General features: G+C 68.7%; 12 protein-coding genes. All 12 read left to right on the top strand.

The window, feature by feature from the left end; genetic code table 11:
* Position 1 precedes the first annotated feature (1 nt).
* The 12 genes from HUA74_RS08260 to HUA74_RS08205 all read left to right on the top strand — a co-directional run bounded on the left by HUA74_RS08260 (position 2) and on the right by HUA74_RS08205 (position 16,521).
* Positions 2-718 carry an ABC transporter ATP-binding protein gene (locus tag HUA74_RS08260; protein ID WP_174454076.1) on the top strand — a complete coding sequence of 239 codons (717 nt, stop codon included), beginning with the start codon at positions 2-4 and terminating at the stop codon, positions 716-718.
* A complete protein-coding gene (locus tag HUA74_RS08255) occupies positions 715-3,255 on the top strand; it encodes an FtsX-like permease family protein (protein ID WP_174454075.1) in 2,541 nt (846 codons plus the stop codon). Before HUA74_RS08260 ends, HUA74_RS08255 begins: the two co-directional genes overlap by 4 nt.
* A gap of 4 nt (positions 3,256-3,259) precedes the next feature.
* Complete coding sequence (locus HUA74_RS08250) at positions 3,260-4,507, top strand: lipocalin-like domain-containing protein (protein WP_174454074.1); 1,248 nt, start codon at positions 3,260-3,262, stop codon at positions 4,505-4,507.
* Between the two features lie 276 nt (positions 4,508-4,783).
* A complete protein-coding gene (locus HUA74_RS08245; RefSeq protein ID WP_371817212.1) occupies positions 4,784-6,037 on the top strand; it encodes a hypothetical protein in 1,254 nt (417 codons plus the stop codon).
* An 8-nt stretch (positions 6,038-6,045) separates the two neighbouring features.
* On the top strand, positions 6,046-6,591 hold the full coding sequence (locus HUA74_RS08240; protein WP_174454072.1) for a hypothetical protein: 546 nt from the start codon (positions 6,046-6,048) through the stop codon (positions 6,589-6,591).
* A gap of 97 nt (positions 6,592-6,688) precedes the next feature.
* A complete protein-coding gene (locus HUA74_RS08235; protein ID WP_217443374.1) occupies positions 6,689-7,555 on the top strand; it encodes a hypothetical protein in 867 nt (288 codons plus the stop codon).
* Between the two features lie 76 nt (positions 7,556-7,631).
* On the top strand, positions 7,632-8,480 hold the full coding sequence (locus HUA74_RS08230) for a helix-turn-helix transcriptional regulator (RefSeq protein ID WP_174454071.1): 849 nt from the start codon (positions 7,632-7,634) through the stop codon (positions 8,478-8,480).
* A 104-nt stretch (positions 8,481-8,584) separates the two neighbouring features.
* Positions 8,585-9,184, top strand: a complete 600-nt coding sequence (locus tag HUA74_RS08225) for a TetR/AcrR family transcriptional regulator (RefSeq protein WP_174454070.1) — start codon at positions 8,585-8,587, stop codon at positions 9,182-9,184.
* Between the two features lie 126 nt (positions 9,185-9,310).
* The gene (locus HUA74_RS08220) at positions 9,311-10,423 is read left to right on the top strand and encodes an efflux RND transporter periplasmic adaptor subunit (protein ID WP_174454069.1); all 1,113 of its coding nucleotides are present in this window, start codon (positions 9,311-9,313) and stop codon (positions 10,421-10,423) included.
* A 36-nt stretch (positions 10,424-10,459) separates the two neighbouring features.
* Entirely contained in the window at positions 10,460-13,579 is a 3,120-nt protein-coding gene (locus tag HUA74_RS08215; protein ID WP_174454068.1) for an efflux RND transporter permease subunit, read from the top strand.
* A gap of 159 nt (positions 13,580-13,738) precedes the next feature.
* A complete protein-coding gene (locus HUA74_RS08210; protein WP_174454067.1) occupies positions 13,739-15,178 on the top strand; it encodes a TolC family protein in 1,440 nt (479 codons plus the stop codon).
* A gap of 5 nt (positions 15,179-15,183) precedes the next feature.
* Positions 15,184-16,521 carry a POTRA domain-containing protein gene (locus HUA74_RS08205; RefSeq protein WP_254624970.1) on the top strand — a complete coding sequence of 446 codons (1,338 nt, stop codon included), beginning with the start codon at positions 15,184-15,186 and terminating at the stop codon, positions 16,519-16,521.
* Positions 16,522-16,558: the final 37 nt, after the last annotated feature.

Genomic DNA, 16,558 nt, shown 5'->3' with positions numbered 1-16,558 from the left:
CATGCCTGAGTCCGACACTCCTCCGCTCGTCGAGCTGCGTGACGTCACGAAGTCCTATGCCGAGGGCGACACCGCGCGCGAGGTGCTCTCCGGCGTGCGGCTGACCCTGCGCCGGGGTGAGTTCGTGGTGCTGCTGGGCCGCAGCGGCTCGGGCAAGTCCACGCTGCTCAACCTCATCAGCGGCATCGACCTGCCCACGCGCGGCGAGGTGCTCGTCGACGGCCGGAACCTGGGCACGATGAGCGAGCGCGAGCGCACGCTGCTGCGCCGCGAGCACGTGGGCTTCATCTTCCAGGCGTTCAACCTGCTGCCCACGTTGACGGTGGAGGAGAACGTGCGGCTGCCGGTGGAGCTCAACGGCCACGACGCGGCGGAGGCGAGCGCGAAGGCGCGGGCCCTGCTGGAGCGCGTGGGACTGGCTTCTCGCGCGAACAGCTTTCCGGACCGGCTCTCCGGTGGCGAGCAACAGCGCGTGGCGGTGGCGCGGGCGCTCGCGCACTCGCCGCCGCTGCTCCTCGCGGACGAGCCCACGGGCAACCTGGATGAAGCCACGGGGCGACAGGTCCTGGACTTGCTGGAGGGCCTGACCCGACAAGGTCACGCGTGCGCGTTCGTCGTCACACACGAGCCGGGCCTAGTGGCCCGCGCGGACCGGGTGCTGGAGATGACGGGCGGACGGCTGGTGGAACGCGACGTGCCGCGAAGGGAGCCCCGGTGACCAACCTCTTGGTGCGCTCCAGTCTGCGCCACCTGGGCCGCCATCCGTGGCTGACGGCGCTGTCCCTGCTGGGCATCGCCCTGGGTGTCGCGGTGGTGGTGTCCATCGACCTGGCGAGCGGCAGCGCGCTGCGGGCCTTCGAGCGCTCCACGGATGCGGTGGCGGGACGCGCCACGCACCAGCTCGTGGGGGGCACCTCGGGGCTGCCAGAGGGCGTGTATCGGGACTTGAGGCTGCGTCCGGACGCGCCCGTGTCCGCGCCGGTGGTGGAAGGGTACGTGCAGTCCGCGGTGGGCGACCGGCGCACGCTCACGGTGCTGGGCGTGGACCCCTTCGCGGAGACTCCGTTCCGCGACTACGCGGGCGGCGAAGCCGTGGGCGACGTGGGCGCGCTGCTCACCCAGCCGGGCACGGTGCTCCTGAGCGCGCGGGCCGCTCGGGCGTTGGGCGTGGAGGCCGGCGGCGTGTTGCCGGTGCGCGTGGAGGGACGCGAGGCCTCGCTGCGCGTGGCGGCGCTGCTGGCGCCCGAGGACGAGGACACCGCGCGGGCGCTGGAGGCGCTGGTGCTGACGGACCTGTCCACGGCGCAGGAGGTGCTGGGGCGCGTGGGGCGGCTGACGCGCGTGGACCTGCGCCTGCCGGGAGGAGAGGCGCAGGCGGACCGACTGCGCGCGACGCTGCCGACAGGGACCGAGGTGGTGCGCGCGTCGGCGCGGGCCGGCACGGTGGAGCAGATGACGAAGGCGTTCCGCACCAACCTCACCGCGCTGTCGCTGCTGGCGCTCGTGGTGGGGATGTTCCTCATCTACAACACGATGACGTTCTCGGTGGTGCAGCGGCGCGGGCTGCTGGGGCGGCTGCGCGCGGTGGGCATCACCCGGGGCGAGCTGTTCGCGCTGGTGCTGGGCGAAGCGCTGGTGCTGGGCATGGTCGGCACGGTGGCGGGCCTGCTGCTCGGCATCCTGCTGGGACGCGGGCTGGTGGGGCTCATCACCCAGACCATCAATGACCTCTACTTCGTGGTGAGCGTGCGCAGACTGGCGCTGGAGCCCTTCACGCTGGCCAAGGGCCTGGCGCTGGGACTGGGGGCCACGTTGCTGGCGGCGCTGGTGCCCGCGTGGGAGGCGGCGCGCTCGGCGCCCGCGACGACGCTGCGCCGCTCGACGCTGGAGGACGTGTCTCGCACGCGGGCGCCGAGGCTGGCGCTGCTCGGGTTGCTGGTGCTCGCGGGAGGCATCGGCCTTTTGGGCTGGCCCACGCAGGCGTTGGTACCGGCGTACGCGGGACTCTTCGCCGTGTTGATTGGCGCCGCGCTGCTGGTGCCGTGGGTGACGGAGCGGCTGTCCCTGTTCGCGGCGGTGCCGTTGGGGCTCGCCTTCGGTCTGCTGGGACGCATGGCGGCGCGCGGGGTGAGGACGAGCCTCAGTCGTACGGCGGTGGCGCTGGCGGCGCTGATGGTCGCGGTGGCGACGACGGTGGGCGTGGGCCTCATGGTGTCCAGCTTCCGAGGCACGGTGCTGTCATGGCTGGAGGCCTCGCTCCTGGCTGACGTGTTCATCTCCCCGCCTTCGCTGGTGGCTCGACGCGGAGACTCCACGCTGGTGCCGGGACTGGTGGAGCGACTGCGCACCACGCCGGGCGCCTCGGGCAGCAGCACCCTGCGCGTGACGCGGGCCCGGGTGAATGGCGTGCCCACGGATTTGCTCGCGGTCGACTTCAGTCGCTCGCCGGCACGGCCCTATCGCTTCAAGCAGGGCGACGAGGCGGCCGTGTGGCGGGAGCTGGATGCGTCGACGGATGCGCTCATCGTCTCGGAGCCCTTCGCCTTTCACCGGGGCGTGGGTGTCGGCGACACGGTGCAACTGGCCACGGACCGAGGGCCTCACGACTTCCGCGTGGTCGGCGTGTACTTCGACTATGGCTCCGACGTGGGGACGATGCTGATGCCTCGCGCCACGTATGAGCACTGGTACGAAGACCGGGGTGTGAGCGGCGTGGCGCTTTACGCGGCGCCGGGACAGGACGTGGATGCGCTGGTGGCCTCGGTGCGTGAGCGCGCGGGAGGCGAGCAGGCGCTGCTGGTGAGACCCAATCGCTCGCTGCGACAGGCGTCGATGGATGTGTTCGACCGCACCTTCACGATTACGCAGGTGCTCCGACTGCTGGCCATCGGCGTGGCCTTCGTGGGGGTGCTCAGCGCGTTGATGTCATTGCAGTTGGAGCGGGCGCGCGAGTTCGCGGTGCTGCGGGCCACGGGGCTGACGCCTCGACAGCTCTGGGGGCTGGTGTCGCTGCAGACGGGCCTGCTGGGGCTGCTGGCCGGTTTGTTCTCCATGCCGCTGGGGGTGGGGCTGGCGTACATCCTCGTGTACGTCATCAATCAGCGGTCCTTTGGCTGGACGCTGCGGCTCGCGGTGACGCCGGAGACGCTGGGGCAGGCGATGCTGCTGGCGCTGGTGGCGTCGGCGCTGGCGGGGCTGTATCCGGCGTGGAAGATGGCACGCGCCAATCCCGCGCTCGCGTTGAGGGAGGAGTGACGCCATGAGCAACGGCCGAGGGCTCGTCGTCGGGACGGCGGTGGTGCTGGCGGCGTTGGCGGTGGCGGCGTTCATCGTCACGCGAGAGACGGAGCCGCCCGCGCTCGCGAGGAGCGGGACGCTGACGGTGGCGAAGGCGCTCGGTGGGAGTGATGGGGGAATGGAGGGCTATGCACGCGCCTTCGAGCCACGACCCTTCCACTTCCCCGAGGACCACGGCCCGCATCCGGAGTTCCGCACGGAGTGGTGGTACTGGACAGGAAATCTCGAGACGGCGGATGGGCGCGCCTTCGGCTATCAGTTCACCCTGTTCCGCAATGCGCTGGCGCCCGATGCACCAGCGCGGGACTCCGCGTGGGGAACGCGAGAGGTGTACCTGGGGCACTTCACGGTGACGGACGTGGCGGCGGGGCGGTTCCACGTCGCGGAGCGCTACAGCCGCGCGGCGCTGGGACTCGCGGGCGCGCGCACGCAGCCGTTCAAGGTGTGGCTGGAGCAATGGGAAGCGACGAGCGTGGGCGAGGCGATGTGGCCCGTGCGGCTGCGCGCGGAGACGGACGAAGTCGAGTTGGAGTTGTTGCTGGAGCCGGGCAAGCCGCCGGTGCTCGAAGGCGACCGGGGGTTGAGCCAGAAGAGCGCGGAGCCGGGCAACGCGTCGTATTACTACTCGATGACACGCATGCCCTCGCGCGGCACGGTGCGACTGGAAGGGCAGACATACGCTGTGACGGGTGAGAGCTGGATGGACCGCGAGTGGAGCACCAGCGCATTGGGCGCGGACCAGGTGGGCTGGGATTGGTTCTCGCTCCAGCTCTCGGACGGCAGCGAGCTGATGTATTACCAACTGCGTCGCGAGGACGGGACGGTGGACCCGTTCAGCTCGGGGACGTGGGTGCCTCCTGTGGGTGCGGCGGACAGCGCGTCCGTGCATCTGACCCGGGATGACGTGGAGCTCGCGGTGCTGGACACGTGGAAGAGTCCGCGCGGCGGGGTGTATCCGTCCAAGTGGAACCTGCGGGTGGCGAAGCTCGGGCTGGAGCTGACGGTGACGCCGAAGCTCGCGGACCAGGAGCTGCCCGTGAGCGTGCGCTACTGGGAGGGCAGCGTGAACCTGGATGGCGTGCGCCAGGGCCAGTCCGTGAAGGGACGCGGCTACGTGGAGCTGACGGGGTACGCGGACACAGCGGCCTCGACACGACGGCCGGAGGCCCGGGCCCGCGGCACGCCGACGACAAACACTCCGCGCCGCTGATTCAAGGCGGCGGTCTCCAGCCAACGACGGTCCCAGCAGAGAAGTCTCGACAGCAAGCCCGCACACACGACGGCGCGGCCAGCATGTCGGACTCCTCTGTTAATCCCCGTCGCGTGCCCCCATTCATGGGCAGACAGGCGCGGAGGATGAGATGACGCTGCGGTGGGGGGGGGACTGTTGCTGCTGGGATGCCTCTTCGTGGGGTGTGCAACGCCACGGGTGGTGCGACTGGATACGGGAGCAGGCGCCCCCATCCTCTACACACCACCGAGCAACGTGGAGCCCATTGAGATTGACGAGAGCGACTTTCAGCGGGTGATGACCACTCTCGTGCTGGACATGAGCTTCTCCCTTCGAACCCAAGAGGTGGAGCGCCATCGAGTGCATCTCGCCTCGTGGAATGCGGAGGACACCGAACGGGGGGCGCCCGTCCGGAACCATGACCAGTGGTGCTTGGAGCAGGAGAATCCCGAGGAGTGCCGCACACTCCTCAGCGGAGGCTTGAGTCTCCTGGACGAAGAAGCCCGACGGAGCCTGGCGCTCAGTTTCGCATGGGACGGCGTATGGGAGGGGATACAGGGCTCCGTGAAGGAGGTCGTCAACCCGCTGGCGCTCAAGGCGATGATCACCTCCGCTCTCGCGGCCTACATGCTGTTGGTTGTGATACCCGAGCCCGTGACCAAGCTGGTAGCACTCGCCCTCACGACCTACTTCGTCGCGTATCTAGGGCTCGAGGTCTTCTTCGATATCATCGAGGGGTGGCAGCGGCTCTCAACGGAGTCGGTGAAGGCGATGTCTTTCGAAGAACTCGAGGACGCCGGACACCGCTTCGGAAAGGTGATGGGCAAGAATGGAGCACGCATCATCATCATCGCACTGACTGCGGCGTTGATGGGGGGCTCGGCAGGCATCGCCTCAAAGGGGCCCATGCTCTCAGGCTTCGCACAGGCGACACTGGCCGCCGAAACGAACGCCGGGTTCCAACTCTCCGCGGCACTGGCGGGAGGTATTCGCTCCATCTCCGTCGCAGAAGGCGTCATGACGGTGGGGCTTGCCCCCAACGCTGTCGCCATGGTGGCTCGAAACGCGAGCACCCAAAGTGCGCCGCAGGTGGACGACAACCCAGTTCCAGCAACCCTCTTCGAGAACCAAAAACCCCACCTTCTTCCTGCGGAACTGGAAACCGCGCGGAAGCTCGGCGTCCGCCCCGTCAACGTGACGGACACGGACTTCCTGCGCTATGTGACGGAGGGTCGAATCAAGTGGGTGGTCACCCAAGAGGGCACCTTGCAGATTGTTCCACACACGTGGCGGAGAACTGAAATCTCGCACGCGGTCGCCAGTGGCGGTCGCCCAGTGCTCGCCGCTGGTGAGGCGGACATCGCCGTTCATGGTGTTACTCGTATAGGGATTGAGATCACGCCGCAGAGCGGCCATTTCCTGTATGGCACATCCGAGGCCGTCAGCGCCCGGGCGCTGGAAATCGGGAGACGGGCATTCTCTCAAACTGGCATTGTCTTCCCGCCATAGAAGAGACCATGGAAAGCACTCGAGACCTTCTAGATGCTGTCCTGCGCTGGCCGGCCGAATCTGTTGAGGCGTGGCTCGATGGGCTCGTCGTCGGAGAGCCCGTCGGGGACGAGCCCTTCAACTGGGAGGTATTCGCCTTCACTGCCGCTACACGGGCAGGCGAGGAGCGAAACCTCCCTTGGGCACATATCGCCCTGCGCGTGTACGACGGACTCGTCAACCGTTCGCCCGCACGTGCCGCGCACTCGTTCTGGCTCTCGGCGATGAACCTGCGCTCACGGCTGATTGAGGACCTTGGCGCAAGGGAAGGTGATGCCGTCCTGGACCCGCACATCATCGCGGCATGGTTCCAACGCATTGCCACCATGCCCCTGGAGGAAGCAGTTCGGCTGTCATCCGCTCCTGACCTCCGCACCGTTCCACCCGAAAAGCTCCTCGCGCTTCGCGACATCAAGAACGCGCTGAACATCCTGTCGCGGCTCGCTGAAACGGACTTCGTGAGGAATCACCCCGAGTTGCATGGCTGGATACAGCTCAGAAGCCAGCTGCCGTGACGATGGGTGGCGATGTAACCATTGCGCACACGAGGGTGCGCCCTTGGCGGACAGGCTGAAAGAAAGCCTATGCTTCACCCCTCACCCGGGGGGTGTCATGAGTCATGACAATGAAGCGAACACCAGTACAGGAGTGTCCGCCGTCGCGGCAGTGCCATCCGATGGGGGTATCGCGCCTCCCCCGACAAACACCATCACCGCCATTCCCCTCCCCCAGAATCAGCGACTGCTGATGCTCACCACCGCGCTGCCGCTGCTCAGCCTCGCGGCGGCGTGGTTCGTCGCGCCCGGCTGGAGCTACATCGCCGCGTCCGCCGTGCTGCTCGCCTTCCTCGCCGTGCTCGGCCAGAGCATCACCGGGACACCCTTCGGCGTGCTCATCAGCGAGCGCAACATCATGAGCCTGTCTCGCTTCCAGGCCGTCACGTGGACCGTCGTCGTCGTCGCCGGCTATCTGACGATGGTCATCGCCCGCGTGAAGGCAAACACACCCAACGCCGTCGACGTCGCCATCCCCCAGGAGCTCTGGTGGGCCATGGGCATCGCCTCGACTTCAATGCTCGGTACACCGCTGCTGCTCAGCGGCAAACGCTCCAAGACCCCTGACGCCAGGGCCGTCGACGCCACCGCCGCCCAGCTCGCGGAGCCCCCCTCCGAAATCAACGCCCAGCGCCAGGGCGCCCTCTATGCCAACAAGGGCATCCAGGACGCGCGAATCTCAGACATGTTCCAGGGAGACGAGGTCGGCAACACCGCGCAAATCGACCTCGCCAAGGTGCAGATGTTCTATTTCACCGCCATCGCCGCGGTGAGCTACTTCGTCGACATCTCCATGGCCATCCAACGCGGCTCCCTCACCAGCCTCCCAGAACTCTCCGAAGGCCTCGTCGCCCTGCTCGCCATCAGCCATGGCGGCTACCTCGTCAGCAAGACCACCGACCACTCCAACTCCAAGCCCGCCTGAGGCACCCGCCCGCCGTATGCTCGGCCCCGGCGCGCCCTCACGAGCGCCGGGCGCCTGAGCACGGAGGAACGTAACGGTGCCCAAGCCCCTGGTGGACGTGGACGCAGCCCCCGCGTCCTCCTTCTGTCTCACCGACACACTGACGCCCTTCACCTCCGGCTGGCACACCCACCGCCGCCACCAGCTCCTCTACGCCGCTCGCGGCGCCCTCCACCTGGAAGTCGCCGAGGCCCAGTGGCTCCTGCCACCCCAGCGCGCCGCCTGGCTCGCCGCCGGCACCCGCCACCGCGTGCGAGCAACCCAGCCCGCCACCCTCTGCACCGTGTACCTGGAACCCTCGCGCGTCCCCTCCGCCCCCGAGGGAACCTGCCGCGTCTTCGTCCTCCCCCCACTCGCGCGCGAGATGCTCCTCTTCTCCACCCGCTGGGGACCGGAGCGCTCCCCACGCGATGCCGTGGCCGAGAGCTTCTTCTCCGCCCTGGCCCACCTGCTCTCGGAATGGGCCGCGGAACCTCGTGAATGGCGACTGCCTCGCGCCCGCACTCCCGAACTGGAGCGCGCCATGGTCTACACCCTGGCCCGACTCGCCGGCCCCGCCACCCTCGCCGGCGCCGCACGCGCGGCGGGACTGTCCCAGCGCACCCTCGCGCGCCGCTTCGAGGAGGAGGCCAGCACCTCGTGGCGCCGCTTCCTCCACGACGCCCGCATGCTGCGCGCCATGGAGCTGCTCGCCGAGGACGGCGCCCGCGTCACCCAGACGGCCTACACCGTCGGCTTCGAGAGCCTCGCCGCGTTCACCCACGCCTTCACGTCCTTCACCGGCGAGAGGCCTCGCGACTTCCGCCAGCGCGTCGCACGAGGCGTCGTCGTCCCACCGCCCCGCGCCACACCCCGCCCGAGGCGACCTGCCAGACGAGCCCCTTGAGGCCCGCCCGAACTCCACGGCGCTTCAGGTAGGTGCCGGCGGCACATCAACCCCGGCGAAAGGGGACTTGCGATGACCGACTGACCAGATTACCATCCTGGTCAATGAGTTCCGACCCTCGCATCGCCATCCTCAAGGCCGCCGGCGAAGTCTTCGCCCGATTCGGCTTCAAGAAGGCCTCGGTGGAGGACATCGCCAAACGAGCAGGCGTCGGCAAGGGCAGCATCTACCTGCACTTCGAGAGCAAGGAAGCGCTGTTCGAGGCGATTGTCCGGCAATCGCACGAGATGAGCCTCGCCGAGCTCAAGGCGAGCGTCCAGCGCGCCACGACGCCCGAGGCCCAGGTTCGCGCGTACATCCGCTGCAAGCTGGAGCAGAGCGTCCGCAAGCCCGACGGGGAACGCCTTGAGATGGCCACGCTCTTCGAGCTGGGCACCCAGGTGATGCACCTCGTTCCCCAGATGCAGGAGGCGGATGCGGCCATCCTGGCGCGCGTCTTCGAGGACGGAGTGGCGCGCGGGGTCTTCACCGTCAGCGCCCCCCAGTTGGCGGCTCGCGGCTTCGTGGAGCTCATCACGATGCTCGTCCCCAAGCTGATGACCCAGGAGACCAGCCCCCTGACGCTCGAAGCCCTGGACGCCTCGTTCGAGATCTTCATCCGCGGCCTCTCGGCCCCACCCGGCCCGACTCCACCCACTCGCTGACCCCCCAGGCTCCACTCCGTGCCCGGAGGATGGGGTGTTCGTTTGCCCGGGACTGACCAGAAAACCATTTCAGTCATTCAGTGCCGGAGTCCCATGAGTGCCGGCCCCACGACGAGGAACGCAGCGATGAAGACGACCTTGAAGGCAGCAGTGGTGGTGGTGGCCGTGGTGGCGGGAGCGTGTGGTGGCAGCGGCAAGCCCGTGGCGCCGTCTCCCTCGGCGCAGGCCGTCCAGAAGCCGGTGGGCGTCAAGGCGCTCACGCCGGCCACGAAGCTGGAGGCGAGCGTCCTGCAGGCCACCGGCAGCGTGCGCGCCAAACAAGAGGCGACGCTGAGCGCGGAGGCCTCCGGCACCCTGACGAAAGTCACGGTGAACGCGGGCGACGCGGTGAAGCGCGGTCAGTTGCTCGCGCAGTTGGACACCTCCAACGCGCGCCTCACCGCAAACCAGGCACGCGCCGCCAAGGCCGCGGCCGAAGCGGCGCTGGAGGGCGCGAAGACGGAGGTGGAGCGGGCACGGATGCTGGCGCAGTCGGGCAGCCTCGCGCGCGCTTCGCTCGACAAGGCGGAGGTGGGTTACCGCCAGGCACAGGCCCAGGCCGAGCAGGCCGCTGCGGTCCTCGCCAGCGCGCAGGAGGCGCTGCGCGACGCCACCCTCACGGCGCCCTTCGACGGCGTCATCATCAGCCGCAGCCGCAACGAAGGGGACTACGTGTCGCCGGGCACGGCCATCTTCGGCCTCGTCAACACGCAGGCGCTCGAGGTGCGCGCCCCGGTGCCCGAGGCCTTCGTGGACCGCGTGAAGGTGGGCACCATCGTCAAGGGCACACTCAACCCCTCCGGCGCGCCCTTCGAGGCGAAGGTGCGGAGCCTCGGCGCCGTCATCGACTCGCAGACGCGCACCGTGGAGGTGCTCGCGGACGTGCTGCCCTCGAAGGAGGACGGGGCGCGGCTGCGCGCGGGCGCCCTGGTGGAGCTGGACTTCTCCGACATGATGGCCACCGACAGCGCACCGGGACAGGCGGGCCTCTTCCTGCCGTCACAGGCCGTCAACGCCAAGGGCCAGCAGGGCTTCGTCTGGGTGGTCCAGGACGGCAAGGCGCAGCGCCGTGACGTCAAGGTGGAGCGCGTGCTGCCCGGCTTCGTGCGCGTTGTGCACGGGCTCGGCCACCAGGAGCGCGTCGTCGCCGACGCCAGCCTGCCGCTCCAGAACGGCGTCGCGCTCCAGGTCGTGCAGTAGCCCCTTTCCTCCCCTCTTCCGACGAGCGCCACTGCCATGCTCCAGACCTTCATCAAACACTCCGTCTTCACCGTCATGCTGATGGCGGCGGTCGTCGTCTTCGGCCTGTATGCCTATCCGCGCATCGGCGTGGACCAGTACCCCAACGTCGACATCCCCGTCGTCACCGTCACCACGCTGCTGCCGGGCGCGGACCCTGAGTCCATCGAGAAGAACATCTCCGACCCGCTCGAGGAGGCGCTCAACACGCTCAGCGGCGTGGACGAGCTCAACTCCATCAACCTGGAGAACGTCAGCCAGGTCACCATCAGCTTCAAGCTGGGCACCAACGTGGACGTGGCGGCCCAGGACGTTCGCGACCGCGTGCAGGCCACGCTGCGCGAGCTGCCCGACGACATCGAGACGCCCGTCGTCGAGAAGTTCGACATCGGCGCGGCGCCCATCCTCACGCTGTCGCTCTCCGGCGCGCTGCCCATCGAGGAGCTGACACGCGTGGCGGAGGACGTGGTGAAGCCCTCGCTCCAGAGTCAGGCGGGCGTGGGCAGCATCGGCGTGGTGGGTGGCCGCGAGCGGGAGATTCAACTGGTGGTCGACCCGCAGCGGCTGCGCGGCTACGGGCTGGCCATCGGCGACGTGAGTCAGGCGCTCCAGGCGCAGAGCGTGGACCTGCCCGGCGGACGCGCGACGCAGGGAGGCCGCGAGCGAGTCGTACGTTTGACGGCCGAGGCGCGAAGCGTGGAGGAGATTGGCGGCATCATCGTCGCCAGCCCCAACGGCACGCCGGTGCGCGTGCGTGACGTGGCGGCGGTGGTGGACGGCGCGCAGGAGGCGCGGGGTCTGGCGCGCTCCGACACGGGCACGGCCCTGGCGCTCGTGGTGCGCAAGCAGTCGGGCGCCAACACGGTGCAGGTCGCGGAGAACGTCAAGGAGTCGCTCGCGGAGCTCAACTCCGAGCTGCCCCAGGGCGTGACGGTCAGCACCATCAGCGACAACTCGACGACGATTCGCGCCTCCATCCACGCGGTGCAGGAGGACATGCTCATCGGTGGCGTCCTCTCCGTCCTCATCGTGCTCATCTTCCTGCGGGACTGGCGCTCCACCTTCGTTTCGGCCATCGCGCTGCCGGTGAGCGTCATCGGCACGTTCGCGGTGATGGCGATGCTGGGCTTCACCTTCAACATCATCACCATGCTGGCGCTGACGCTCTCCATCGGCCTGCTCATCGACGACGCCATCGTGGTCATCGAGAACATCGTGCGCCACCTGGAGGAGGGGAAGACGCCCATGCAGGCGGCGCTCGAGGGCACCTCGCAGATTGTCATCGCCGTGCTCGCGGTGACGCTCGCCATCGTCGCCGTGTTCATCCCCGTGGCCTTCATGGAGGGGACGATTGGCCAGTTCTTCTACCAGTTCGGCGTCACGGTGGCCGTGGCGGTGCTCATCTCCTACGCGGTGTCGATGACGCTCACGCCCATGCTCTCCAGCCGCCTGCTCAAGGCCCACGCCCACAGCGGGCCTCGCAACCGCGTGAGCGCCGCCATCGAGCGCGTGCTCGTGGGGATGGAGCGCGGCTACCGCCGAATCCTCGGCTGGGTGCTGGAGCGGCGCGCCCTGGCCATCGCCGTCGCGGTGGGTGTGCTGGTGCTGACGTTGGGCATGGCCCGCTTCCTCAAGTTCACCTTCATCCCGCCCTCCGACAACGGCGCTGTGCGCGTGACGGTGGAGCTGCCCGTGGGCTCCACCCTGGAGGACACCGAGCGCGAGCTGGGAATCGTCGCCGCGCAGGTGCGCCCGCTGGAGGGCGTGAAGGAGACGTTCAGCACGGCCGGTGGTGGCACGCTCGAGGAGGTGCACAAGGGCGAGGTGCTGGTGAACCTGGTGCCGCGCAAGGAGCGCGCCTTCGACCAGGAGGCATTCAAGGTGCGCCTGCGCGACGCGCTGGCCGAGCGCCCCGGGGTGATGCTCTCCGTCCAGGACGTCTCCGGCGTCGGCGGTGGTGGCCGCACCCAGCAGGTCCAGTACGTGCTGCGCGGAACGGACTGGCCCCAGGTCGTCGCATCCAGCGAGAAGCTGCTCGCCACGATGAAGTCCCACCCGGGCTTCACCGACGTCGACACCACGTTCCGCAGCGGCAAGCCGCAATTCGACGTGCGAGTGGACCGCGAGCGCGCCGCGCAGATGGGCGTGCCGGCGGCCCAGGTGGGCATCGCCCTGCGGGCCTACCTGGGGCGCGACGAGTTCATGACCTACCGCGAGGGCGGCGAGACGTACGACGTGAAGCTGCGCCTGCCCGACGCGACGCTCGCCTCCAAGGAGGCGCTGGGACAGCTCACCGTGCGCACCACGGGCGGGCAGTTGGTGGAGCTGCGCAACGTGGCCACCATCACCCCTTCCGAGGGCCCGGTGCAGATTGACCGTCAGAACCAGAAGCGGCAGATCACCCTGCTCGCCAACCTCGCGCCCGACTACACCCTGGGCGAGGGTATGGGCTTCCTCACCGCGCAGGCGGAGCAGGACCTGCCCCAGGGCGTGGTGGGGAGCTTCGCCGGCAACGCGAAGGAGATGAACAAGACCGTCGGCGCCTTCGCGACCGCGCTGGGGCTGGGCATCCTCCTGCTGTACATGATTCTGGCGGCGCAGTTCGGCAGCTACATCCACCCGTTCACCATCATGTTGTCGCTGCCCTTCGCGCTCATCGGTGCCATCGGCGCGCTGCTGCTGTCGGGCAACGCCATGTCGATGATTGCCCTCATCGGCGTCATCATGCTGATGGGTCTGGTGGTGAAGAACGGCATCCTGCTGGTCGACTTCACGCAGCAGCTTCGCGATGCGGGCAAGAGCGCTCGCGAGGCACTGCTGGAGGCCGCGCCGGTGCGCTTGCGCCCCATCCTCATGACGACCATCGCCATGGTTGCCGGCATGATTCCGGTGGCGCTCGCCAAGGGTGACGGCGCGGAGACTCGCGTGCCGATGGCGCTCGTCATCATCGGAGGCCTCATCAGCTCCACGGTGCTGACGCTGGTGGTGGTGCCCGTCGTCTACTCGCTGCTGGACGGGCTCTCCGCCCGCTTCAGCCGTCGCAAGAGTGACGCCCCCACGTCGGAGGCCTTGGTCGCGCCGAGCGGCCCGCTCCTCGCGGAGGAAGGCTCCCACTGAAGCACGAGCTCACGCCACGCTGACGGCGGAACCGGGAGCCACATGCCCGGTTCCGCCTCTTCCACCTGACTCGCGAGGTCGACGCTCCGGTCCTTTCAAGCGACCGCGACGCACCTCGTGTGCCCTCGCTTCCCTGACGCACCCACCTCGGTCTTCACCATGCTCCTCCACGCGTTCCTCACCAGCGTCCTGCTGACGCAGACCCCCAGCGTCTCCGCCACTCCCGGACGCACGCCCACCTCCCAGTCGGCCCCCGCCGCCACCGACACGCCCATGCGGGATGCGGCCTCCAGCGACTCCGCCGTGCCGATGCCCACGTCTGGCACGAAGGCGACCGCGCTCCCGCTGCTCACCCTCCAGGAGGCCATCGCCCTCGCGGAGAAGCAGAGCCCCAGCCTCGACGCCGCACGCGCGCGGCTCCAGCAATCCAAGGAGCTGGGCAACAAGGCCTGGTCCGGCTACCTCCCCAGCGTCACCGCGAGCGGCTCGTACATCCGCAATCCGAAGGAGCTGACGTTCGCGCTCCCGGGTGCTCCGGACCCCGTCACCCTGCAGAAGCAGGATCAGCTCTCCGGTCAAATCTCCGCGCGGCAGGCCCTGATTGTCCCCACGCTGTGGCCCGCCATCAAGAATGCCTACCTGGGCGAGAAGGTGGCGGGGCTGACGGCGGAGAACTCGCGACGCGAGATTCTCTTCTCGGTGGCCCAGGCCTATCTCGGCGCCGCGAGCCTGCGGGAGGCCATGGCGGTGCAGGAGCAGCTCCTGGAGGTTCGTCGCGGCTTCGAGCGCGACGCACAGAACCGCTTCGAGGTGGGCGACGTGGAGCGGCTGGCGCTGCTGCGCGCGACGCTGGACCGAAAGCAGGCCGAGCAGGAGGTGGTGCGCAGCCGCAACGCCTATGCGACGGCGAAGAGTTCCCTCGCCGCACTCCTCGCTCGGCCGGTGGACTTCGACGTGGCGCCCCCCCAGGAGACGGCCGTGCCACTCCCCTCGGAGACAGGGGATGTGGCGTCCGCCGAGAAGACGGCCCTCGACCGGCGGCCGGATGCCTCGGCGGCGCGCCTCAACGTGGACCTGGCGCGCGGCGGGCGCAAGCAGGTGCTCTTCGAGTACCTCCCCAACCTGCATGCCACGGGCAACGTCTCGACGAGCAACACCGCCGGCCTCACCGGCGTCGCGTCCACGTGGACAGCGGGGCTGGCCCTGTCGTGGAACCTGTTCGACGGCGGACTGCGCGAGGCCAACCTGCGGGAGTCCTCTGGAAAAATCGCCGAGGCGAGCGCCAACCTGCGCGGCACCGAGGAGAAGATTCGCGATGAGGTGCGCAAGGCGCGCAGCGAACTGGAGAGCGCGGAGGTCAACCTCAGTACGGCCGAGGAGCGGGTGAAGCTCGCGTGGGAAAGCGCTCGACTCGCGAAGCAGAGCTTCGACGCGGGCGCCACGACGTACCTCCAGGTGACGGACGTCAACGCGACGCTCGCGAGCGCGCAGATGTCCGCCGTGACAGAGGCGCTCAACGTGCAGTTGTCACGCCTGGCCCTGGCCCGAGCAACGGGACTCTTCGACCCCACCGGCAACTCGCTGGCGCCGGAGCCTTGAACGCCATGAAGAACGCATCCGTCATGAACACGTCACTGACCCAGGTCCGCCGACTCGTGGTGCTGCACGCGGTCGGACTCACGTGCACGGCCTGGGCGCAAGACACAGCGCCCACACCGAGCCCCTTGCCAGTCGCTGGAGAAGTGACGATTGAAGCCTCGGCGCCACCACCCGCGACGCTGACGGGGCGCATCGAGCACATCGACATCCAGGGCAACACCCGCACCCAGGAGTCCGTCATCCTCCGGGCCATGCGCATGGCTCCGGGGGACATGCTCACCACCGGGGACGCCGCCGAGCTGAAGCGACGGCTGCTCAACCTGCAGCTCTTCAAGAGCGTGGAGGTGCTGACACGCCCCGAGGGCGAAGGCGTCGGACTCCAAATCACGGTGGAGGAGCGCTGGACGCTGCTGCCCATCCCCGTCTTCTCCTCGGGAAAGGGGCAATGGCAGGCCGGCGTCTTCGCCGTCGAGAGCAACCTCTTCGGGCTGCGCAAGACGCTGGTGGGCGGAGGCATGTGGGGCAACCGGGGCGGCACCCTGTTCTCCATGTACCGGGACCCGAGCATCGGAGGCAGCCCGTGGACGGGCCTCCTCTCGTTCCAGTTCGCCAAGACGGACCGGGAGCGCCACGTCCGGGATGTCATCAGGGATACGTACACGGACAGGCGCTTCGACATCGCGGGGACGCTCGGCTACCAGGTAACGCCGGAGCTGAATGTCGGCGCGGGTTGGTTCTCCCTCATCAACAAGCCCCTGGCCTTGCCGGAGGGCCCGGAGACACCCCAGCGGGGAGAGGTGCACGGGGTGAGCGTCTCGGCCGAGTACCTGGGCCAGGACTTCCACTTCTATTTCAACGAGGGGCTGGTGGCCCGGGCGCTCTACCGTGAGGGCTTGGGCTTCCTGGGTTCTTCTCGCGAAATGCGTCAGGTGTCGCTCTTCGCGAGCTACACGCTGCCTGTCTTTGGCAACCATGCGCTGACCTTGACGGCCCAGCACGGACAGACGCGAGGAGACGCGTTCCTGGACGCGCAGCTCCTGGGCGGCCGCACGGGGAGCCGGGGCTTCGCCGCTGGAACACTGTGGGCGGAGATGGCGACCTCCGCGACGCTGGAGTACCAGGTGCCACTCTGGAGCCCCAGCATGCTGACCCTCACCGCGCATGCCTTCGTGGATGTGGGCCGGGTGGAGTGGAGGAACTCACTGCTCAAGTACGTCTCCCCCGGCGTGGGCGTTCGCGCCTATGTCCGCGAAGTGGCCATTCCGGCGGTCGGCATCGAGCTGGCGCGGGACCCTCTGTCGGGCGACATCGTGACCTCGGTCGCCGTGGGCTTCGGTTTCTAGCGTTCTTCTGAGCACGGGCCGCCGTTCTCGCGGCGGC

Origin of the sequence: Myxococcus sp. CA051A, from assembly GCF_013336705.1 — a bacterium.
In the GTDB taxonomy this organism is placed as follows: Bacteria; Myxococcota; Myxococcia; order Myxococcales; family Myxococcaceae; genus Myxococcus; species Myxococcus llanfairpwllgwyngyllgogerychwyrndrobwllllantysiliogogogochensis.
Note: the sequence above shows the minus strand (reverse complement) of the source record. Positions and strands in the feature narration are given on the sequence as shown.

Bases quoted from the DNA above. Each gene is read 5' to 3' on its own strand.
- HUA74_RS08205 (WP_254624970.1), top strand. From the start codon at position 15,184: ATGAAGAACGCATCCGTCATGAACACGTCACTGACCCAGGTCCGCCGA.
- HUA74_RS08210 (WP_174454067.1), top strand. From the start codon at position 13,739: ATGCTCCTCCACGCGTTCCTCACCAGCGTCCTGCTGACGCAGACCCCC.
- HUA74_RS08235 (WP_217443374.1), top strand. From the start codon at position 6,689: ATGAGTCATGACAATGAAGCGAACACCAGTACAGGAGTGTCCGCCGTC.
- HUA74_RS08215 (WP_174454068.1), top strand. From the start codon at position 10,460: ATGCTCCAGACCTTCATCAAACACTCCGTCTTCACCGTCATGCTGATG.
- HUA74_RS08260 (WP_174454076.1), top strand. From the start codon at position 2: ATGCCTGAGTCCGACACTCCTCCGCTCGTCGAGCTGCGTGACGTCACG.
- HUA74_RS08225 (WP_174454070.1), top strand. From the start codon at position 8,585: ATGAGTTCCGACCCTCGCATCGCCATCCTCAAGGCCGCCGGCGAAGTC.
- HUA74_RS08240 (WP_174454072.1), top strand. From the start codon at position 6,046: ATGGAAAGCACTCGAGACCTTCTAGATGCTGTCCTGCGCTGGCCGGCC.
- HUA74_RS08220 (WP_174454069.1), top strand. From the start codon at position 9,311: ATGAAGACGACCTTGAAGGCAGCAGTGGTGGTGGTGGCCGTGGTGGCG.
- HUA74_RS08250 (WP_174454074.1), top strand. From the start codon at position 3,260: ATGAGCAACGGCCGAGGGCTCGTCGTCGGGACGGCGGTGGTGCTGGCG.